The organism is Paracerasibacillus soli (assembly GCF_042432965.1).
Lineage (GTDB): Bacteria > Bacillota > Bacilli > Bacillales > Amphibacillaceae > Paracerasibacillus > Paracerasibacillus soli.
In genome coordinates this window covers 130,152-151,696 of the sequence record NZ_JBHLWL010000067.1, presented here as the reverse complement: position 1 = coordinate 151,696, position 21,545 = coordinate 130,152, and the positions used below count along the sequence as shown (strand labels likewise).

Sequence of the window (21,545 nt, the reverse complement as noted above, 5' to 3'; positions counted from 1 at the left end):
GAATGCGAGAAGAGAGGTCTTCAGATGAAAAAAGTTTGGTGGAAAGAGGCGGTTGCCTATCAGATATATCCACGAAGTTTTATGGACTCAAATGGTGATGGTATAGGTGATTTACAAGGCGTTATCAAAAGACTAGACTATCTACAAGATTTAGGAATTGATGTGATATGGATCTGTCCAATGTATCAATCGCCAAATGACGATAACGGCTATGATATTAGCGACTACCAGGCGATAATGGCTGAGTTTGGAACGATGGCTGATTTTAATGAATTGCTAGACGAAGTGCATAAACGTGGAATGAAATTAATTATTGATTTAGTTATTAACCATACAAGCGATGAACACCCATGGTTTATCGAATCGCGATCTTCAAAAAATAATCCGAAACGGGATTGGTATATTTGGCGTGATGGGAAGGATGGTAAAGAACCGAATAACTGGGAAAGTATTTTCGGTGGCTCGGCATGGAAATATGATGCGAAAACAGCACAATATTTCTTACATCTCTTTTCTAAAAAACAACCAGATTTAAATTGGGAAAATAAAGCAGTACGTCATGCTTTGTATGATATGGTAAATTGGTGGTTAGATAAAGGTATTGATGGTTTCCGCGTAGATGCGATTAGCCATATTAAAAAAGAACCAGGCTTACCTGACTTACCTAATCCTAATGGTGAAAAATATGTACCTTCTTTTCCTTACCATATGAATGTGGAAGGAATCCAACCATTTTTACAAGAATTAAAGGAAAATACATTTGCCAAATATGATATTATGACTGTCGGCGAGGCAAATGGTGTAAGTTTGGAGCAAGCGGACGAATGGGTTGGCGAGGCACATGGAAAGTTTAATATGATCTTCCAATTTGAACATTTAGATTTATGGAATACGGGCGCAAGCGATACAATTGATCTCATTCGTTTAAAACAAATATTAGCGAAATGGCAAAAAGGTTTGGAGAATAATGGCTGGAATGCATTGTTTATTGAAAATCATGATTTAGTTCGTGTCGTCTCTGCTTTAGGAGATGACAAGCGTTATTGGAAAGAAAGTGCGACTGCTTTAGCGACGATGTATTTCTTTATGCAAGGAACGCCATTTATTTATCAAGGGCAGGAAATTGGCATGACGAATGTCCAGTTTTCAACAATTGAGGATTACAATGACGTAAAGACAGTGAATCAATATTATTTGGAGCGTGAAGCTGGTAAAAGTCATGAAGAGATTATGGAAACGATATGGAAAACAAGTCGTGACAATACACGTACACCGATGCAATGGTCTGGTACAGAAGAACATGCTGGTTTTACAACTGGCAAACCGTGGCTTCGTGTAAATGAAAATTACCGAACGATTAATGTTGCAGATCAATTACACGATAAAACATCTATTTACCATTTTTATAAGCGAATGATTCAACTTCGTAAAGCGCAACCAGTCTTTGTTTATGGAACGTTTGCACTCATTTTAGAAGATGATCCGAATATATTTGCTTATACACGTACATTACAAGACGAGAAAGTACTTGTTATTACGAATATTTCTGCTGAAAAAGTAATGTTTTCATACGATGGTATTGTGTTAAAAAATGAAAATATACTACTTCATAATGCGGAAATAACAGCCCATGAAACAGAAAAATTAACGCTCCAACCATATGAAGCAAGAGTTTATCTTATATAACAGCGAAAAAACAATCTGTATATAACATAGAAATTATAAAAGGAAGTGAGGGCAGCCATCCGTAGATGAATCCGCCTCACTTCCTTTTCAATAGGGGGTCAGACCCCTAATCATGAATGACTTGCAGTAGTGCATTCTTTTCGTTTTGGTCGATGATATAATGTAAATCTAACAATAAAATAAAATCATCCTCTTTGTAGGCAATGCCTTGCAAAAAGTTTTTATCAATTCCATTAAACAACGTTGGAACCGGATTGATTTCCTCTTGACGAAGGTCTAATACGTCTGTTGCAGTATCTACAATAAATCCAACAACGACAGAGTCAACGTTTAAAATAAGAATCTGCTTGTCATCGTCTGTACTAGCATTTTTTATACTTAACCGTTCACTTAAATCGATAATGGGAATTGTCTCGCCGCGCAGCTGAATAATTCCTTTTATGAAATCGGCAGTTTTTGGCAGTGGTGTTATTTTGAGTTGCCTTTCAATTGAAACGACATGTTGCACTTGAACCGCATAGGACTGATCTTGTAACGTAAATACAATGTATTTTTCCATTATGATTCACCTCTTATGGTATAGATAATTGCTAGTTAATCCATTAATAAGTAAATATTTAAATCTCCAGCCTGCTCAAACAATGCAGTGAGTTGGAGTGCTTGTTTGTATCCGGAAATCGACGTTTGACCATCCATAATGGTAGGTGAAGTAATATCAGTATTAATACCACTTTTCACGATATTGGTAGCCAAATTTCCTGCTAACATATTGCCTAATTCCCCACTAAAGGAAGTAAGCATTTCTCCTTCTAAAGCCATTCCAAACATGGACTCGCCAATGGTTTGGAAAATAGCCTGTTCCCCACCTAAAATTAACTTACCTTTTATATCTCCAGTAATTCCAATAAGGACCCCAAATTCAATCAATAAGGATTTACCTAATAAGGCTGGTTTTGAAATTTGGTATGGGAGAGGGACAACTGATTTTAGTGATACATAAGTTGCGTTTAATAAATCAGTTATCGTTTTATTTCGATTAGATGAAGATCCCGTCACTTGTTAACCTCCTAATGTAGAAAAACATGAATATCGAAAGACTATGCGATGATTTATGGATTGGATATACGGTATAGTAGTCTAATTATACTATTTTACATCTTGGATAGTCCTTTCTTCCTATCGTTTTTATCGGCTTTTTTATTTCTTTGTGAAGTATTTATGAAAAAGTTTATGTAAATTTAATGTTACAAAAAGTTACTTGACCTTGAAGAGGCATAGTAATTGCTGCTTCGTCCGTTCGTTAAGTTCATGAGGAATATGCTGGAATGATGGCGCATGACAAAAGAAGAAATAAATAATGTAACGCAACTAAAAAATGATGAGCTAGTGAAGTGCGTGCTGTAAGGAAAAATGAATAATAAAAGTCATATCATATATGTGAAAGCCATACGCTGTAAGGGTAAGCCTCCAATCAATGGGATACAAAGATAAATTTGTTTTTTGTAAAAGGTAACATTTTACGTTTATTAACATAGTTATATGATGGAGATAATGGGGACTTATTATGCAGTAGTATTCGAATAAATAAACCTAAGGTACCATAGTAATCATGACAGAAAGTTGCTATTATCATAATAGCCTGTGGCTGCTGTTCGTATGGAATGGACTTTTACTTTTTCTATTTATGACGCTCTGATTGTAATATAAAGTTGCAAAATTGCGATTTGTGTAGATATATTCATCAAGTGCAGCACATCGGGTATAGAAAAATGAGGGAGATGGGGAAGATGAAGAAGATTATTGGTATTTTTATGATGGTTGGTTTATTGGCACTGGCTGCTTGCGCAAGTCCTGTTGCAAAGGAAATTGAAAGGTATGTAAATGAGGATTTAAAGCCACTAGCTGATATGGAAGATGAAGTAATTGCCGAATACGATAGTGTAATTGGAGATAATCATACAGATGATTACGAAACGTATACACATATTGATGAAGTTGTTTTACCGAAATATCGAGATTTCATAGATAAATTGGAGGCAATTAAGTTAGAAACCCCGGAAGTAAGAGAAGTCCATGAAACGTACATAAGTGCGGCAAACAAACAATTCAATGCTTTTGGAAAAATTCTGTCGGCATTGGAAGAAGGGGACTTTGCAATAATTGAAGAGGCAAATGAAATGCTTGAAGAAGCAAGACGAGGAATGCGTGATTATCAAGCGCAATTAGAAAGTTTAGCGAAGGAAAATGGTGTAGAGTTAGTTGATGAGGAAGAAGAATAAAGAAAGAATATAAGTGAACTACATTCCCCTTTAAGTAGGCGTTATTCGTTTATTTTAAAGGGGAATTTTTTGTTGACTAATTTTTTGCTAGGAAGAGGCACCATAAACAGCTATTTTGCTACCAAATGGCTTGAAATTGTATAAACATGGAATTTTGAAATCGGTCAATAGAAAATCCGGATTCACTCCACTATTAATAAGGAAGTATAGTACACAATACGGATTGAAATTATCCTTCATGTTTCATGCGGAAGAGATGGAAATCAGTAAATAATTTATGGGGAAAATGGGGATACATAGACTACCTTCATTTGAATGAGGGAAGGATAATGTGTCCTTTTTTTACTGGATTTCATTGTCTAAAAATAAAAAAAGGAGGAATACGTCATTTATGTCAGCATTTTTAGGTGAATTAATTGGGACGGCAATTTTAATTATGATTGGGTGCGGCGTTGTGGCAGGTGTTTCACTCAATAAGTCAAAAGCAAATGGTGGTGGTTGGGTTGTTGTTACCATTGCCTGGGGTCTTGCTGTAACAATGGGAATTTATGCTGTTGGAACATATAGTGGTGCGCATCTCAATCCAGCAGTGACAGTCTCCTTTGCAATGATTGGCACTTTTTCTTGGGTAGATGTGCCGACTTACATTCTGGGGCAAATGCTTGGTGCAATCATTGGTGCATCCATTGTGTCAATGCATTATTTACTTCATTTTAAAGCAACATCGGATCAAGCGACAAAGCTTGGTGTATTTGCAACAATTCCCGCCATTAGACATTCATATTCTAATTTATTGTCAGAGTTGATCGGTACATTCCTTTTAATTTTAGGATTGTTGTTTATTGGAGCAAATGAATATATAGAAGGATTAAACCCGCTTATCGTTGGTTTATTAATTGTTGCAATCGGGATGGCATTTGGTGGAACAACAGGATATGCCATTAACCCAGCGCGTGATTTGGGACCAAGAATTGCCCATTTCATACTGCCAATTCCGGGTAAGGGCGGTTCAGATTGGCAGTATGCTTGGATTCCTATTATTGGGCCGCTATTAGGTGGAGCGCTCGGTGGATTAACATATCAAGCTTTATTTTTAGGTAAGGTATCCATCTACTTTTGGGTCGTTCTTGCAATGACGGCAATCGTTATTTACTTCGTTTATACAACAAAAAATCATGTTAAATATGAAAGTGGCGATTCTATTCCAGATTAATCATATTTATATGATGGGCAAGAATACCTGTTTGAGGTACTGTTATAACCTTTATTTGAACAAGTGTTCTGAGTTATTATAATGTGCAAATAAAAAAATACACTGTTCATTTGATTTTCTAGTCATTGCATTTTCTTCCGTGCATATAATGGAACAATTGCAATCGCAATATTTTAACGTAAATATTACAGGCCGCAATGCCCCAATGTAAAATGGATCTGCCACTTATTATGATTCAAATTGCATGCTCTCGATAATTTGTGGAACATCTTGATTCATCATATGTAAGAATTGATCTTGCTCAGCTTTTAATTGTTCATTTTCATAAAAAGCTTCAGGAATCTCTAGTGCTTTCGTATATGCAAATGTTTTCTCATCATTGGAAGCAATATAGGTAAGTGGCGCTTCTTCATCAAGTTCTTCACTCAAAATATGAATACTAAATAATGTACTCAACACTTCGCCTTGATATGTAAAATTGAAATCAATGACGACATCTGCAGAAGGATTCCAATGCACTTCTTCCACCTTGTAATGGCCTTTCCAAGAAGATGGTAGCGTTAATGAAAATTGATATTTTTCATTTTGATATATGATTGGTTTACCTGTTTCAGTCGTGCTCATTTCCTTTTTATCTGGTTCATACTTTTGTTCTACTTCTTCCTTTTCTTGTGAAGAAGCTATTTGATTGGTTTCGCTTCCGATGTTCTGCGCGCTATCTGTATGTCGCGCGGTGTGATCCTCTTCATTATTTTCTTCGGCTGCTGTTTCATCTTCTGTAAAGTTGTGATTTACTTCCTCAGTTGCTGTTTCTTCTGTAAATGAGTCATCATTTTTAAAATCCGTAGTAGTAGGTTGCTTACATCCAACAAGAATGAAACATAAAACAGCAAGCAACCATATCGTTTTGATTTGCTTCATCAGCTGACACTCCCCGAATGATATTTCATACTTATTGTAGGTAATAAGTACTATTTTGATTATACCATCATATTGGAAAATTGCCTGTCTTACGTGAGCTTTACTACATCTTGAAGGAAATTTTAGAGGGAGATATCCACTTTCATAAAAAATTGTATGTATCCGTTTTGATTGCATATCCTAAAAATGTACATTTTTATATGTCTTAACTGAGACTTGGTATCGCGGAATATAGACACGGTCTAATGTCTATGACTTACACGTTGATACCAAATTCGAGTAATGAAAGTCTTCTTTTAAGGTCATGTTAATCGCAATAGTTGTGCTAAAAACTATAAAACATATTTAGGAAAGATAAAACAGAAATGGATGGTTGAATATGACACGAAAATTACAATTACCTTTACAAACTGCAAACCTTGTTGTTGGTTTTATGGTGTGGGTAATAATCTCCTCTCTACTTCCGTTTATTCGTGCGGATGTAGAAATACCTACGGAAAAATTAGCAATTGTAACAGCAGTGCCGGTTATACTCGGATCTGTATTACGAATTCCATTGGGATATTATGCAAATGTTTTTGGTGCAAGGATCATGTTTTTACTTAGCTTTATTGTTTTATTGTTTCCAGTGTACTATTTAAGTGAAGCAAATTCCTTTTCCGATCTCATTATCGGTGGAACATTTTTAGGAATAGGTGGCGCGATATTTTCAGTCGGTGTCACATCTCTACCAAAATATTATCCAAAAGAAAAACATGGGTTAATTAATGGGATTTATGGAATGGGAAATGCTGGTACAGCGGTGACAACTTTTGCGGCTCCTGTTATTGCAACGAAAATAGGTTGGTCTGCAACGATTAAATTGTATTTAATTTTATTACTTATTTTCGCTGCATTAAACTTTTTTCTTGGAGATCGTAAAGAGCAGAAGTCTAAAGAACCGATTGTAGGACAAATGAAAATTGTATTTAAAAATGAAAAGCTTTGGTTCTTTTCATTGTTTTATTTTATTACCTTTGGCTCCTTTGTTGCCTTCACTGTCTTTTTGCCAAACTTTCTCGTTGACTTTTTTAATTTGAGTAAAGTGGATGCAGGGATTCGTACAGCCGGATTTATTGTTGTGGCAACCTTAGTAAGACCAATTGGAGGACTTTTAGCAGATAAGTTTCAACCATTATTTATTTTAATGGCCGTTTTTATTGGGCTAACATTAGGTTCCTTCATTTTGGCTTTTTCGCCCACGATGTTATTTTATACAATTGCCGTGATGCTCATTGCGCTCACTGCTGGAATTGGAAATGGTGTTATATTTAAGTTAGTTCCTTTCTATTTTAGTAAACAAGCCGGAACCGCAAATGGCATTGTGTCGATGATGGGTGGCTTAGGTGGTTTCTTTCCACCGCTATTACTATCGGCTATATTTTCACTCACAGGATCCTACTCCATTGGATTTATGGCTTTTTCTCAAGTTTCACTAGCAAGTTTTGTGCTCGTATTATGGTTGTATTATATGGATAAATTGTCATTATCGAAAGATGTGTTCGATTCAACGGGACAAGGAATATTAGTGACAAATCCTTCGGGTCATATTATCACTGTTAATCCTGCATTTACGCGCTTAACAGGGTATACTGAAGAGGAAGTAATCGGGAAAAATCCAAACGTATTAAGTTCTGGTAAACAAGATGCTTCATTCTATGATGCCATGTGGAAGCAAATTCACGAACAAGGCCTGTGGCAAGGTGAAGTTTGGAATCGGAAGAAAAATGGGAACGAGTATTTGCAATTACTTACAATTAGTTCTGTTAAAGATGATTCTGGTGATGTCACAAGATATGTAGGGACATTTAGCGATATTACGCCAAATATCGATTAGTTCAAGTTTGAAAGGGAAATCAGGGTATGGGTGTTGTTGCAGAATGAGAGGCACTTTAAAATCTTGAGAGGTTTATTCTGGATTAAGTGGTCTAGTACGTGCATGCTTAGCATAAGCCGGGTATATCGTTAGCACATGAACAGTTCGTATAACGCCTTTTAAATGTATTAGCAGCTTACTTCTGTAGTTTATAGATGCGTCTCATGTAAGCAACACGTATCACCAATTTTGCGGGAAATATACTTGTAGTTCATGAAAGATAAAGAAAAGACTATATATAAATCATACGATGTTATTGGGGATGGGGTGGTTTTGTGGATGAACGCTATTCACGACAAATAATATTTAAACCAATTGGAGTGTCGGGGCAAGCGATGCTCCACAAAGCTCACGTTGTTATCATTGGCTGTGGCGCATTAGGTTCTGCTGTGTCAGAATCTCTTGTTCGCGCAGGTGTCGGAAAGTTGACAATTGCAGATCGTGACTATGTGGAAGCATCTAATTTACAACGACAGCAACTTTTTACGGAACAAGATGCAAGAGAAAAAATACCAAAAGTAATTGCGGCAAAACGCCGTTTACAGGAAATTCGTACTGATGTTGAAATTGATACGATTTTAGATCATGTTGATGGGCTTCTATTAGAACAACTTGTCGCACATGCACAAATTATCATCGATGCAACAGATAACTTTGAAACACGCTTACTCATAAATGATGTTGCTTGGAAATATCAAATACCGTGGATCTATGGTGCTTGTGTAAGTAGTACAAGTGTTGTTTTTCCATTTATACCTGGAGAAACACCATGCTTTCGGTGTCTGTTACCAGTACTTCCTGCAGTGAATCAAACATGTGATACTGTTGGGATTATCGCACCTGCTGTACAAATGACAGCTGCAAACCAAACAGCTGAAGCACTCAAATGGTTAACGGGAAACAAAAAGGCAATGCGTAAAAAATTATTACATATGGACGTTTGGCATAATAGCCAAGTAGAAATCGGTCTTTCACGTGTTAAAAAGGAATATTGTGAAACTTGTTCGGAACAAGCAACATATCCGGCTTTACAAATTAACGAAGGAACACATTATGCAGTATTATGTGGGCGAGACACGGTACAAATTATTCCAGATAAAAATCGGCCGATATCGATAACAGATGGAGAACGGGTAGCAAAGCAATTAGGCACACATTATCGTGTTACACCGTTTTTTGTTGAGTTTTACATAGAAGATTATCGCTGTATTCTATTTAAAAATGGCCGGATGCTCATACATGGATTAAAAGACATGGCAACAGGACGAAAATTGTATCATCAATTGTTTGGTTAATATATAGTAGATTGATAGAAGAATATGAGGGGAGTGGGCATGTACATGGTTGAATTACGGAAACCTATTTTAGTGAATGAAGCTTTAGAACGTATCATGCAAGTAGTAGAATTGCTTGGAACAGAAACTGTGTCACTTGAAGAGGCTTATGGAAGAATTTTAGCGGAGCCAATTATCGCGAAACACGATGTTCCACCATTTGATCGGTCCGCTTATGATGGATTTGCAGTTCGAGCTGTTGATACAATCGGAGCATCGTCAGAGAATCCCATCCATTTTCATGTTATAGGGGAAATAGGCGCAGGTCATGTTGCTAATCAACCAATTGGGGAATTTCAGGCATATCGTATTATGACAGGGGCAATCCTACCTGCTGAAGCGGATGCAGTCATCATGTTAGAACAAACAGTAGAAACTGCAAAAGGTTTTACCATTTCTGAATCTGTACAACCTGGAGCGCATCTTTCTTTTCAAGGGGAAGATGCTCAAAAAGGAGAAACACTTATGGAAGCAGGAACAAAAATCCATCCAGGGACAACTGCTTTACTAGCAACATTTGGTTATGCAAAGGTAAAAGTGTCCAAACGTCCAATAGTAGGGATTTTATCGACTGGGACAGAATTGTTAGATGTAGGAGACGAACTCACTCCAGGAAAAATCCGTAATTCTAACGGTCCGATGGTGGAAGCGCAGCTAAAACGGATGGGCATGATGTATCAATCATACGGTATGTTAGAAGATAATTTGGAATCATGTCAGCATATGGTAGAAAAAGCACTTGCTGAAACAGATCTTTTGATTACAACAGGTGGTGTTTCAGTTGGGGATTATGATTATTTACCTGTCATCTATGAACGCTTAGGCGCAACTGTATTATTTAATAAAATTGCAATGCGTCCGGGCAGTGTCACAACGGTATCCGTTTTAAATGGAAAATTGTTATTTGGATTATCAGGAAATCCATCCGCCTGTTTTACAGGATTTGAGCTTTACGTTCGTCCAGCAATTGAGAAAATGATGGGTAGCCTTGCGCCATATTTACCACAAATAGAAGCGGAGCTTGACGAAGCGATTCCAGATGCCAATCCATTTATAAGATTTATGCGTGGATTATGGACGTTCGGTGCAGATGGAGTAACTGCTCGACCAGCAGGGTTTAATAAAACAAATGCGGTTTCCTCCATTGCACGCGGGAATTGTATCATTGTGCTGCCACCAGGTGAACATGGGTATGAAAGAGGAGCAAAGGTTAAACTATTATTACTCGGATCCGAGCAGGGAGTGAGTACGTGGAACATATAAAAAGGCTACATATTATTGGATATAAGAATAGCGGGAAAACAACCCTCGTTTCGAGATGGATTCGATTGTTGAAAGAACAAGGACTTTGCGTTGTTGGATTAAAACAACATCGTCATAACGGTCAATTAAAAATGCCAGATGAACAGACAGATTCCATGCAATTTTTCTTGAACGGGGCTGATTCGTCTATTATTGCAGGTGGAGGAACAGTTCAAATGATGCTCCATGAGAATCCTGACTTTACAAGACTAATAGAGTTGGCCCATCAAAGTAAGCCGGATGTAATATTAGCAGAAGGATTTAAAGAGCAGCAGGGTGATAAAGTGATATTATTACGGGAAGAAGCAGATTGGGAACAACTCCAAGGACTGGAAGATATTCAATTAGTTGTTGGTTGCTCCAACCTAACTATAGAATACAATCATATCCACGACCGTACAGATGAAAAAGAACTAGATGAATGGCTGCTCACTTGGGTAGGAAGCTAACTAGAGGGGTCAGACCCCCTCTGGTACATTTCACATGATAATAAATTTGAATGAATTCTTGTGCGTGTGCAAATTCCGTCAAATGCAAGGAAAAGTAAACTAAATTATTTCCAAAATTATGATATGATGAACTTATCTACATATCATAAGATAAATGGGGGATGGGGATTGCTGGAAATTACACGTGATGTGACAAAGAAATATGCACTTACATTAGATAAGCAGGATGAGCTTCATTCATACCGAAAAGAATTTTATATTCAGCCAGACCACATATATTTTGATGGAAATTCACTCGGTTTATTATCAAAACGGGCAGAAACAAAGGCGATGGAGTTATTAGATTCATGGAAATCACATGCGATTGACGGATGGACGTCAGGTGATCAACCATGGTTTTATTTATCAGAAAGACTGGGCGAAATGTGTGCACCACTTGTTGGTGCAAAGCATGAAGAGGTTGTCATAACAGGGTCAACAACAACAAATTTACATCAATTAGTCGCAACATTCTATCAACCGGTAAAAGACAGAACTAAAATTTTAGCGGACGAATTAAATTTCCCATCAGATATTTATGCGTTAAAGAGCCAGCTTTTGATACATGGGTTTGACCCTGCAGAACATCTTATCCAAGTGAAAAGTGCTGACGGTCATCTGTTGGATGAGGAAGCAATTATTACAGCAATGACAGAAGAGGTAGCCCTCATTGTATTACCGAGTGTGTTATACCGTAGTGGACAGATATTAAATGTGAAAAGGCTTACAATGGCAGCGCATGAAAAAGGTATTTTAATTGGCTTTGATTTATGCCATTCCATTGGCGCAATACCTCATGCGCTAACGGATTGGGATGTGGACTTTGCTTTCTGGTGTACATATAAACATTTAAATGGCGGACCAGGAGCTGTAGGTGGATTGTATGTAAATGAAAAACACTTTGGTATGAAGCCAGGGCTAGCAGGCTGGTTTGGATCGCATAAAGAAAAACAGTTTGATATGGATCATACGATGTCACCGGCACCAGATGCTGGCGCATATCAAATTGGTACTCCACATGTATTAAGTGCCGCACCACTCTTAGGTTCACTTACTATTTTTCAAGAAATCGGTATAGAAAGGATTCGGAAAAAGTCGTTACAACTTACCGCATATATGATGATGTTAGTCGAGGAAAGATTAGGTGAATTTGGCTTTCAAATTGCAAATCCATATGGTGACACACAACGCGGTGCACATATTTTTTTACAACATAGAGAAGCGGCTAGTATATGTAAAGCACTTAAAAATATGAATGTTGTACCAGACTTTCGAGCCCCAAGTGGTATCCGCTTAGCCCCTGTTGCCTTGTACAATACATTTTCCGAAGTGTGGGATTGTGTGGATAAGCTACATACTATTATGGATAAAGAATTATATAGGAAGTTTACCAATACTAGGGATGTCATTGCATAGGTAGAAGGTTGAATAATAACAAGGGATGGGGGATGAATGTTCATGAATAAATCTATTTCAGATCTGCAAGAAAAGCTAAAGAAAGAAACTGGGATTCATACAGATTTTAAAAATAATATGACATATGGGGATTATTTACATTTAGATAAAATTTTATCAAGTCAACATCGCTTATCAGCACATCATGATGAAATGTTATTTATTGTTATTCATCAAGTAAGTGAGTTGTGGATGAAATTAATTTTGCATGAATTACAAGCTGCAATAAAAGCAATCGCGAATGATGAATTACAAGCTGCATTTAAAATGCTTGCGCGTGTTTCACGAATACAAACGCAAATCATTCAAGCTTGGGATGTACTTTCCACTTTAACGCCAGCGGAATATTTGGAATTTTGAGATGAGTTAGGTCAGGCATCTGGATTTCAGTCTTATCAATATCGATTAATTGAGTTTGCGTTAGGGTATAAAACAGCGCATGTTTTAAAAATCTATGAAAAGGATGAACAAGTTTCAAATATTTTGCAGCAGGCAATTCATAAACCGAGTATTTATGATGCGGCAATTGCAGCTTTAGCACGCGCAGGTTTCCCTATTCGTTCCGCTTTATTGAAACGTGATTTCTCTCAAGTATATGAAGGGGATGAGACGGTCGCAGCTGCTTGGAAGGAAGTGTATTTACATGTTGATACATATTGGGAGCTATATGAACTTGCTGAAAAATTAGTTGATATTGAAGACTGGTTACAACAATGGCGTTTCCGTCATATGAAAACGGTCGAGCGCATTATTGGTTTTAAAATGGGAACGGGTGGTTCATCGGGCGTAAATTATTTACGTGAAGTATTAGATCATCGATTTTTCCCAGAGTTATGGGATTTGCGAACAAAATTATAATTTGGACGGTGAAGTAAATGGATAGGAAATGGATTGATATATCACAAGCATTATCAAATGATATAGCAGTTTGGCCAGGAGACACACCTTTTTCATTTGGATTGAGTGTAACGAAGGAGCAATCAACTTCTGTTAATATTGGAAAACTAACAACTAGCGTCCATACAGGAACACATGTAGATGCACCTTTTCATTTTGATCAAACAGGAAAGAAAATAGACGAAATTGACATTGGGGTTTATATAGGAAAGGCAAAAGTTTTGGATGTAACAACATTTAAAACGATTGATCGGGATGTATTAACATCATTTGAACTAGAAGGTGTAGAACGCTTATTGCTACGGATGTTACCTAATAGAGATATACGAAAGTTTCCTGAGGAATATCCCGTTCTACACGTAGATGTAGCGGGTTATTTACAAGAAAAAGGTGTGCGGCTTATTGGTGTAGATACACCATCTGTCGATCCATTGGATAGTAAAACATTAGATGCACACCATGCTTTGGCAATTGAAGGCATACATATTTTAGAAAATATAGTTTTGGAACATGTAGCACCAGGAGATTATGAATTAATTGCATTACCATTAAAAATAAAAGGTGCAGACGGAAGTCCAGTGCGGGCTGTTATTCGGCCTTTAGCATAATCTTGCTTCACAAAACGGAAGCCATGCTTGGAAAAGCTTTGTACATTGGCAATACATAAACAAAGTGATATCGAGAAACTGCTAGTTGACTATAAAATGAAGCGTGGACGCCTCCTCTTTTGTCATTCATTCGATTGTAATAGTGAAGAACGATTACAAAAAAATGAGGAGGAAAAAGGATGACAAAAATTTTTATTGACCCAGGTCATGGTGGTACAGATCCAGGAGCACAGGCGAATGGATTAAGGGAAAAGGATTTGACGTTAAGTATTGCCCTCAAGCTCCGTAATATTTTAAATAACGAATATGAGGGGCATTCTCTCCTACTGTCGCGAACAACGGATAAAACATTGCAATTAGGGGAACGTACAACAATGGCGAACAACTGGGGAGCAAACTATCTCGTGTCGATTCATATTAATGCAGGGGGCGGAACAGGCTTTGAATCGTATATTTATAATGGAAGTTATGCTGGTAAAGCGGAAACAAATCGTTTACGAGGACTGGTGCATGACGCGATTGTGAGTGAAACGGGCTTTCAAAATCGTGGAAAAAAGGAAGCGAATTTTCATATGCTGCGTGAATCTAATATGCATTCCGTTCTTACCGAAAATGGCTTCATTGATCATAGTGCTGATGCAAGCAAGTTGAAAAGTGATGCATTTTTAACGAGCATAGCACGTGGACATGCAAAAGGATTGGCACGAGCACTTGGTTTAAAACAAAAATCTGGGAGCGGTACTTACTACCGTGTCGTGACTGGTTCATTTGTAACAAGACAAAATGCAGATATACAAGTGAATGCGTTAAAAGCGAAAGGGTTTGAAAGTTTCATTGAAATTTATCAGCAATCAGGTACAACTTACTACCGCGTAATTACAGGTTCTTATCAAAGTCGTGCAAACGCAGAACAGCAAGTAACCCGTTTAAAAAATGCAGGATTTGAATCCTTTATCGTAACCTACACACCATAAAAATTTAAAACTAGCTAAGGGTCTGGCTCATAGGGGGTCAGACCCCTTTTTTGCATTTGGGGTCTGACCCCGCAATTCAAACTATTCGATTATCACATAAAATGATGCGGATAGAGTCAAAATAAGGTCATACAAGTGTTAATTACATTGAATTATCCTCATTGTTATGTAACATTCCATGATAGTGTCAACATAATATGACTAAAATCGACAAATTTAATGTTTATTTTACAAATATAGTATTGCATTCTAGCTCACATTCATAGATAATATAAAAGGTATGAAATAGATATAATTTACCATAGCCCTTAATTATATCGAAATTTTATACACAAATCTATCAATTCAACATAGATTTATTAGAAAACGATATAAATTGACAGTTAATGTCATATTTTGCGTATTTTACCTTTAAGGAGGGTCCATAGTGAAGGTTGTTTTAAAAGATCTCACGATGAAGTTTGATGATGTAACAGCAGTCGATCGTTTAAATGTAACGATAGAAGAAGGGACTTTAGTATCGTTGTTAGGTCCGAGTGGTTGTGGAAAAAGTACGACACTTTTTATGCTGGCAGGACTTTATCAACCGACATCTGGTGAATTATATTTTGGTGATCGATTGGTAAATAAGGTTGAACCTGAAAAGCGCGGAATTGGAATGGTTTTCCAAAATTATGCGTTATATCCTCATATGTCAGTTTTAAAAAACATTATGTTTCCACTAAAGATGGAGAAAGTCCCGAAGCAAGAAGCAATTGATCGGGCAACAGAAATGGCGAAATTAGTACATATTGACCATTTATTGGACCGTAAACCAGGACAACTTTCTGGGGGCCAACAACAAAGGGTAGCAATTGCAAGGGCGTTGGTTAAAAAGCCTCAGTTACTTTTACTTGATGAACCATTATCAAATTTAGATGCGCGTTTACGTTTGGAAATGCGTGAAGAAATTAAACGGATACAACAAGCAGTTGGAATTACGACGATTTTTGTAACGCATGACCAAGAAGAAGCACTTAGTATTTCAGATCAAATATTATTAATGAAAGACGGAAAATATCAGCAATTTAGTCCACCACAGGAGATCTATGATCATCCTCGTAACGAGTTTGTTGCACAATTTTTAGGAAACCCACCTATTAATACGTTGCTAGCAACATTTGTTGGGCAAACAGATACAGTGAAGATTACGGAAACAGGAGATATTCTTCACCTTTCAAAAGCTGTAAAACCAGAAGTGAATATAGATGAGTCCTTTGTCGTTGGTATCCGACCAGAAGATTTGTTTATCGAAACAGATCCAGAAAAAGAAGGAATTCAAGGAAAGACAATAATGGTAGAAAGAATTGGCAGAGATTATCTATTAAATGTACAAGTTGGACAAAATAAAGTGAGAGCGATTGTTTCTCCAGATTCAAAAGTGAATGATGGTGATGATGTAAAATTGTCGATTCGTCCAGGTCATTTACATTTATTTAAAGCAAGTGATGGCGAGAGTTTATTGCAAAGATAAATATGACTTCTTATGTAAAAGGAGAGGATGAAACTTGAACGACAAGCCTACCGCCAAAAAAACGCTAAAAGCCTTTCTATATTTAGCACCGGCATTACTTGTTTTAGGAGTTTTTAACTTATATCCGATTGTCAAATCATTCTTTATGAGCTTTTATACGGATTATGACTTCTTTAATGATGTTGTCTACGAACGAGGTTTAGATAATTACAGTTATATTTTTCACGATGAAGAATTTTGGCATTCTATGTACAATACTTTTATTTTTGTATTAGGAGTTGTGCCAATTTCAATCATATTATCACTTTTGATTGCCATTATGCTCAATCAAAATATTAAATTACGCGGACTATTTCGGACGATTTACTTTATTCCGTTTGTCACGTCTGTTGTAGCAGTTTCCATTGTATGGCGTTGGATTTTCCATACAGATTATGGTATTTTGAACTATTTCCTTGGCTTTTTTGGTATCGATACAATTCAATGGTTAACAGATCCAGATTGGGCGATGCCTGCATTAATTATTTTAGCGGTTTGGAAAGGGCTCGGCTATAACATCATTATCTTTTTAGCTGGGTTACAAAATGTCAATCCGCAGTACTATTTGGCAGCGCAAATTGATGGTGCTTCTAAGTGGGAAAGATTTAAACATGTGACAGTACCATTGATTTCACCAACAACATTTTTTATCTCGATTATTTCAATCATTAATGCTTTTAAAGTATTTGATGAAGTATTTGCTTTATTTGGTGGACAACCTGGCCCAGCTGGTAGTGCACAAACAATTGTATATTATATCTTCAATCGTTTTTATGGGGATTGGGATTTTGGTGTTGCCTCAGCTGCAGCTTATATGTTGTTTTTAGTTATCTTTATCTTTACTTTAATCCAACTTTATGTTGGAAAGAAAAAAGTGAATTACTAAAGGAGGCTTGGAAATATGACGACGAAACAAGCACTGTCAAAAAGTACAATTTATATTTTGTTAGCTCTTGGTGCTATTTTAATGCTGCTTCCGTTTGTATGGATGATTAGTACATCCTTAAAAGCTTCAAACGAAGTGATGGTCATGCCTCCAAAGTGGATTCCATCGGTTTTTCAATGGGATAACTATAGTAAAGCAATTGAAGTTGCCCCATTTGGAAGATATGCATTTAACAGTATTTTTGTATTAGTTGTAAGTACTATCGGAGAATTGATCACGACAATACTGGCAGCTTATGCTTTTTCAAGAATTAACTTTTATGGCAAGAATGTTGTTTTTGCAGTTTTATTAGGAACGATGATGGTACCTGGGGAAGTTTTATTAACTCCAAACTTTGTAACACTGTCCAATCTCGGATGGATTGACCATTATGAAGCATTAATTGTTCCATGGTTGGCAAGTATTTTTTCAATCTTTTTATTACGTCAGTTTTTCTTAGGTATTCCACAAGAACTATCGTATGCTGCAAAAATTGACGGGTGTAGTGATTTTCGATTCTTATGGTCCATTATGGTCCCATTAGCAAAACCAGCACTTATTACGATTGCTCTATTAAAAGCGATCGGTAGCTGGAATGCATTCTTATGGCCGTTAATTGTAACGAATTCTGAAAATATGCGTACACTACCGGTCGGTTTAACTGCTTTTAGTACGGAAACAGGTACGGTATACGAATTATTAATGGCAGCTTCCACGATGATTATTTTGCCGATGATTATTTTATATATCATCTTACAAAAATACATTATTGAAGGTGTTGCAAGAGCTGGTATTAAAGGTTAAATTTTTTCGTAGGTTAATAATTCTTAAGTATAAACTTGAGATTATTATAGATAAAAAAACATACAGCATGTGGAGGGAACGAAAGATGAAGAAATTTTTGTTGTTAATTTTAGCAAGTGTTCTTGCAGTAGGTCTTGTAGCTTGTGGAAACGCAAGTAAAAAGGACGATGCAGCGAAATCAAATGATAAACAGGAATCAGCTGCTGACATTCCTGAGAAGTTAGATAAACCTGTAGAAATTGAATTTTGGCATGCAATGACTGGTGGTTTAGAAGAAACATTAAAAGAAATGACAGATGAATTTAATAAATCACAAGATAAGATTACAGTTAAACTAGTAAGCCAAGGTTCATACGATGATTTATCTAAAAAACTAATGGCATCTGCGAAAGCAAAAACTTCTCCAGTTATGTCACAAGCATATGAAGACTGGATGACACAATACGTTGAAAATGATTTAATTACTGACTTAACTCCTTATATTGAAGATAAAAATCATGGTTGGACAAAAGAAGAACTTGATGATATCGTCGAAGTTTTCCGTGATGCAAACACATGGGACAACAAAATGTATGGTGTGCCATTTAATAAAAGTACAGAAGTATTATATTACAACACAGATATGTTGAAAGATAAAGGCTTAGATGTTCCAACAAATTGGGATGAATATAAAAAAGCTGCTGCAGCATTAACAACAAACGAAGGCGGCAAAAAAGTGATTGGTTTAGGTCTAGAAAACTCAATTGGTCTTTCATTCCCTACTTATGTTCGTCAAGCTGGTGGAACAACAATTAGCGAAGATTTAAAATCAGTAACATTTGATACACCAGAATCTAAAGATGCACTAACTTTCTTACATGACATGGTTACAGAAGGTACAGCCCGTTTAGCTGGTGAAGATGGCTTTATGTCCGGACCATTTGGTCGTGGAGATGTTGCATTATATGTTGGATCATCAGCAGGTATCGGTTTTGTTGGTGCAGAAGCAGAAGGAAAAATAAACTGGGATGTTGCGCCTTTACCAAAAGGGAAAGAAGCTGCAACTGCATTCCAAGGCACAAACCTAGTAATGTATAACTCTGCTACACCTGAAGAAAAATTAGCAGCTTGGGAATATATGAAATTTCTAGCTAGCCCTGAACAAACTGTGCATTGGGCTAAAAACACTGGTTATGTGCCAGTACGTACATCTGCTTTAGACTTACCTGAATGGAAAGATTATGTGAAAGAAAACCCTGAATATGGTGTTGCTGCATCTCAATTTGATGCTGGTTACTATGATCCACATATTAAAGGGAAATCAGGTATTAACGAAGCATTGAAAAAAGAAATCCAGGCAGTTCTTTTAAAACAAAAAGATGTTGATAAAGGTTTAGCAGACTTACAAAGTACTGCACAATCTGCTGTTGATAAAGCAAATAAATAAGGATTAAAGTAAGGGGGGAACCTTTTAAGGGGCTCCCTTCTTGCTATTTATAAAAAATCTGTGATAAAACGGGATTTTGAGCAACTAATTAACAAGATTACATATTTTTTGTCAGGAGTGATCAAATGAATTTAGAACATACAGAGGTAAAATTTTGGGGTGGTCTACGAACGATAGGTGGGACTATCATTTCAGTACAATATAAAGACGCACGTGTTATTTTTGACTATGGTTTAATTTTTAGCCCTGCTTCAAGTATTTTTGATGGCAAAATTAAGGAACGAAATGTAAACACTGTTCACGATTATGTGAAGTTAGGACTTGTGCCACCTATTGATGGTGTATATGAAAAGTCTGATATTGCAGCGTTGGATGGCCTGTTGTCTGTAGAAGAAGATAACCGTGAAACTGCAGTAATCATCTCGCATCTACACCTCGATCATATGGGGGGCATGGGAATGCTTTCCCCACAAATTCCGGTTTATTTAACAGATGAAACAGTAGACTTGTATGAAACGTTAGAAACAATCGGTGAAAAAGTACCTGGACATCGACCTAACTTAAAGAAATGCCATTTTCATGAGACATTTCAAGTAGGCGAAATTAAAATTACACCAATCCCGATTGATCATGATGTAATTGGAGCATGCGGTTTTCATATCGCAACACCGGATGGTGCGATTTTCTATACAGGTGACTTCAGATTGCATGGTCGTCATCCAGAGTTGATTGAACAAGCGATTACAAAAGCAAAAGAATTGGCGTTTGATGTACTTATTATGGAAGGAACAACATTACAAGATATTGAAGAAAGTAAAAATCTTATCGTTCCTGATGCAACATTACCGGATCAATTAACGAAAGAAAAAGAAGTAGTTGAAAAAATGCAAGCTATTTTGCAGGAAACTACAGGTCTTGGACTATTTAATATTTATCATCGTAATGTCGAGCGTGTGCAGGATATTATTGCTTTAAAAAATACGTCTGGCAGAAAAGTTGTCTTCGAATTAGAAACAGCTTATGTTGCTGATCAATTACTTGATTCGAAAGATTTTGCAGTATATGTTTCAGCTGATACAAAAATGGAACATGCTGCTGGTACGCTACCAGAATGGAAACAAGCTTTACTTGAAAAATACGAGCATGTTGAAGCAAAAGATATGAATGCAAATCCTGCAGGTTATTTTGTACAAACAACATATGAAAACTCGCTGGAATTATTAGATTGGAACGTGGAAAATGGCGCTTATATCCACGCAAACGGTACACCACTTGGGGATTATGATCCAGCATATCATAACTTATTAAAGCTTTTGAAATACATCGGACTAGAACGTTTCGTCGTTGGCACAGGCGGACACGCAATGCCACAACATTTAAAATACGTATTAGAAAAGTTAGACCCAAAAATACTCGTTCCATTGCACAGCTTCCACCCAGAACGCCTAGTACCAGACAACGGACGACTATTACTACCAGAATACAACGCAACATACATCATAAACGAACACAATATGCACAAACAGTGAAACATGGGGACGGTTCTCGTGTGTCATTTGGAGCATAAAATATAGGACTTTCTCTCGATCCCTTTGGAAATAAATATCAAATTAGCATATTATACACACGCCATTTCTACTTTGGAATGGCGTGTGTATTTTTAAATTCGGTTGTACAATAAATGACGTTGGTGGACAAATCTCGCCAGCGTCGTTTTTTATTTATATTAACTTCATAGGCTAAAAATATTTTTGAGGAAGAATATA

General features: G+C 36.7%; 18 protein-coding genes and 1 pseudogene. 16 read left to right on the top strand and 3 right to left on the bottom strand.

What is annotated here, in order from left to right:
- Positions 1–24 precede the first annotated feature (24 nt).
- Entirely contained in the window at positions 25–1,686 is a 1,662-nt protein-coding gene (locus tag ACFFIS_RS17550; protein WP_390188549.1) for a glycoside hydrolase family 13 protein, read from the top strand.
- A gap of 106 nt (positions 1,687–1,792) precedes the next feature.
- Here the strand turns inward: ACFFIS_RS17550 and ACFFIS_RS17545 are convergent, their stop codons facing one another.
- Positions 1,793–2,245 (bottom strand): chemotaxis protein CheW, encoded by a 453-nt coding sequence (locus ACFFIS_RS17545; RefSeq protein WP_320379936.1) that lies wholly within the window; start codon positions 2,243–2,245, stop codon positions 1,793–1,795.
- Between the two features lie 35 nt (positions 2,246–2,280).
- On the bottom strand, positions 2,281–2,742 hold the full coding sequence (locus ACFFIS_RS17540) for a chemotaxis protein CheX (protein WP_320379935.1): 462 nt from the start codon (positions 2,740–2,742) through the stop codon (positions 2,281–2,283).
- Between the two features lie 731 nt (positions 2,743–3,473).
- Between ACFFIS_RS17540 and ACFFIS_RS17535 the strand changes: the two genes are divergently transcribed.
- A complete protein-coding gene (locus tag ACFFIS_RS17535; RefSeq protein ID WP_320379934.1) occupies positions 3,474–3,965 on the top strand; it encodes a hypothetical protein in 492 nt (163 codons plus the stop codon).
- 391 nt (positions 3,966–4,356) lie between these two features.
- The gene (locus ACFFIS_RS17530; RefSeq protein ID WP_390188548.1) at positions 4,357–5,178 is read left to right on the top strand and encodes an MIP/aquaporin family protein; all 822 of its coding nucleotides are present in this window, start codon (positions 4,357–4,359) and stop codon (positions 5,176–5,178) included.
- Between the two features lie 228 nt (positions 5,179–5,406).
- Here the strand turns inward: ACFFIS_RS17530 and ACFFIS_RS17525 are convergent, their stop codons facing one another.
- Positions 5,407–6,099: a hypothetical protein gene (locus ACFFIS_RS17525; protein ID WP_390188547.1), complete on the bottom strand. Its 693-nt coding sequence runs from the start codon at positions 6,097–6,099 to the stop codon at positions 5,407–5,409.
- 379 nt (positions 6,100–6,478) lie between these two features.
- Here ACFFIS_RS17525 and ACFFIS_RS17520 point away from each other — a divergent pair, with 379 nt between their 5' ends.
- The 13 genes and pseudogenes from ACFFIS_RS17520 to ACFFIS_RS17460 all read left to right on the top strand — a co-directional run bounded on the left by ACFFIS_RS17520 (position 6,479) and on the right by ACFFIS_RS17460 (position 21,308).
- Positions 6,479–7,975: a nitrate/nitrite transporter gene (locus tag ACFFIS_RS17520; protein ID WP_390188545.1), complete on the top strand. Its 1,497-nt coding sequence runs from the start codon at positions 6,479–6,481 to the stop codon at positions 7,973–7,975.
- Positions 7,976–8,289: 314 nt separating this feature from the next.
- Entirely contained in the window at positions 8,290–9,309 is a 1,020-nt protein-coding gene (locus tag ACFFIS_RS17515) for a ThiF family adenylyltransferase (protein ID WP_320379930.1), read from the top strand.
- Between the two features lie 45 nt (positions 9,310–9,354).
- On the top strand, positions 9,355–10,611 hold the full coding sequence (locus ACFFIS_RS17510) for a molybdopterin molybdotransferase MoeA (RefSeq protein ID WP_390188543.1): 1,257 nt from the start codon (positions 9,355–9,357) through the stop codon (positions 10,609–10,611).
- Positions 10,599–11,099: a molybdopterin-guanine dinucleotide biosynthesis protein B gene (gene mobB / locus ACFFIS_RS17505; protein ID WP_320379927.1), complete on the top strand. Its 501-nt coding sequence runs from the start codon at positions 10,599–10,601 to the stop codon at positions 11,097–11,099. The genes ACFFIS_RS17510 and mobB overlap by 13 nt, the downstream gene beginning before the upstream one ends.
- 177 nt (positions 11,100–11,276) lie before the next feature.
- The gene (gene kynU / locus ACFFIS_RS17500; protein WP_390188672.1) at positions 11,277–12,554 is read left to right on the top strand and encodes a kynureninase; all 1,278 of its coding nucleotides are present in this window, start codon (positions 11,277–11,279) and stop codon (positions 12,552–12,554) included.
- Between the two features lie 42 nt (positions 12,555–12,596).
- Positions 12,597–13,451: pseudogene (gene kynA / locus ACFFIS_RS17495) on the top strand (tryptophan 2,3-dioxygenase).
- A 17-nt stretch (positions 13,452–13,468) separates the two neighbouring features.
- Positions 13,469–14,098 carry an arylformamidase gene (gene kynB / locus ACFFIS_RS17490; RefSeq protein ID WP_320379926.1) on the top strand — a complete coding sequence of 210 codons (630 nt, stop codon included), beginning with the start codon at positions 13,469–13,471 and terminating at the stop codon, positions 14,096–14,098.
- A gap of 179 nt (positions 14,099–14,277) precedes the next feature.
- The gene (locus tag ACFFIS_RS17485) at positions 14,278–15,072 is read left to right on the top strand and encodes an N-acetylmuramoyl-L-alanine amidase (protein ID WP_390188542.1); all 795 of its coding nucleotides are present in this window, start codon (positions 14,278–14,280) and stop codon (positions 15,070–15,072) included.
- A gap of 427 nt (positions 15,073–15,499) precedes the next feature.
- Positions 15,500–16,585, top strand: coding sequence for an ABC transporter ATP-binding protein (locus ACFFIS_RS17480; RefSeq protein WP_390188540.1), 1,086 nt, complete (start codon positions 15,500–15,502; stop codon positions 16,583–16,585).
- Positions 16,586–16,619: 34 nt separating this feature from the next.
- On the top strand, positions 16,620–17,510 hold the full coding sequence (locus ACFFIS_RS17475) for a carbohydrate ABC transporter permease (protein WP_390188539.1): 891 nt from the start codon (positions 16,620–16,622) through the stop codon (positions 17,508–17,510).
- A gap of 15 nt (positions 17,511–17,525) precedes the next feature.
- Positions 17,526–18,353, top strand: coding sequence for a carbohydrate ABC transporter permease (locus tag ACFFIS_RS17470; protein ID WP_320379921.1), 828 nt, complete (start codon positions 17,526–17,528; stop codon positions 18,351–18,353).
- 85 nt (positions 18,354–18,438) lie between these two features.
- Positions 18,439–19,779 (top strand): ABC transporter substrate-binding protein, encoded by a 1,341-nt coding sequence (locus ACFFIS_RS17465; protein WP_320379920.1) that lies wholly within the window; start codon positions 18,439–18,441, stop codon positions 19,777–19,779.
- A gap of 125 nt (positions 19,780–19,904) precedes the next feature.
- Positions 19,905–21,308 (top strand): MBL fold metallo-hydrolase, encoded by a 1,404-nt coding sequence (locus ACFFIS_RS17460; RefSeq protein ID WP_320379919.1) that lies wholly within the window; start codon positions 19,905–19,907, stop codon positions 21,306–21,308.
- Positions 21,309–21,545: the final 237 nt, after the last annotated feature.

Excerpts from the sequence above, each read along its gene's own strand:
- ACFFIS_RS17550 (WP_390188549.1), top strand. The coding sequence starts at position 25 with ATGAAAAAAGTTTGGTGGAAAGAGGCGGTTGCCTATCAGATATATCCA.
- ACFFIS_RS17545 (WP_320379936.1), bottom strand. The coding sequence starts at position 2,245 with ATGGAAAAATACATTGTATTTACGTTACAAGATCAGTCCTATGCGGTT.
- ACFFIS_RS17535 (WP_320379934.1), top strand. The coding sequence starts at position 3,474 with ATGAAGAAGATTATTGGTATTTTTATGATGGTTGGTTTATTGGCACTG.
- ACFFIS_RS17530 (WP_390188548.1), top strand. The coding sequence starts at position 4,357 with ATGTCAGCATTTTTAGGTGAATTAATTGGGACGGCAATTTTAATTATG.
- ACFFIS_RS17525 (WP_390188547.1), bottom strand. The coding sequence starts at position 6,099 with ATGAAGCAAATCAAAACGATATGGTTGCTTGCTGTTTTATGTTTCATT.
- ACFFIS_RS17520 (WP_390188545.1), top strand. The coding sequence starts at position 6,479 with ATGACACGAAAATTACAATTACCTTTACAAACTGCAAACCTTGTTGTT.
- ACFFIS_RS17510 (WP_390188543.1), top strand. The coding sequence starts at position 9,355 with ATGGTTGAATTACGGAAACCTATTTTAGTGAATGAAGCTTTAGAACGT.
- kynB (WP_320379926.1), top strand. The coding sequence starts at position 13,469 with ATGGATAGGAAATGGATTGATATATCACAAGCATTATCAAATGATATA.
- ACFFIS_RS17485 (WP_390188542.1), top strand. The coding sequence starts at position 14,278 with ATGACAAAAATTTTTATTGACCCAGGTCATGGTGGTACAGATCCAGGA.
- ACFFIS_RS17470 (WP_320379921.1), top strand. The coding sequence starts at position 17,526 with ATGACGACGAAACAAGCACTGTCAAAAAGTACAATTTATATTTTGTTA.
- ACFFIS_RS17465 (WP_320379920.1), top strand. The coding sequence starts at position 18,439 with ATGAAGAAATTTTTGTTGTTAATTTTAGCAAGTGTTCTTGCAGTAGGT.
- ACFFIS_RS17460 (WP_320379919.1), top strand. The coding sequence starts at position 19,905 with ATGAATTTAGAACATACAGAGGTAAAATTTTGGGGTGGTCTACGAACG.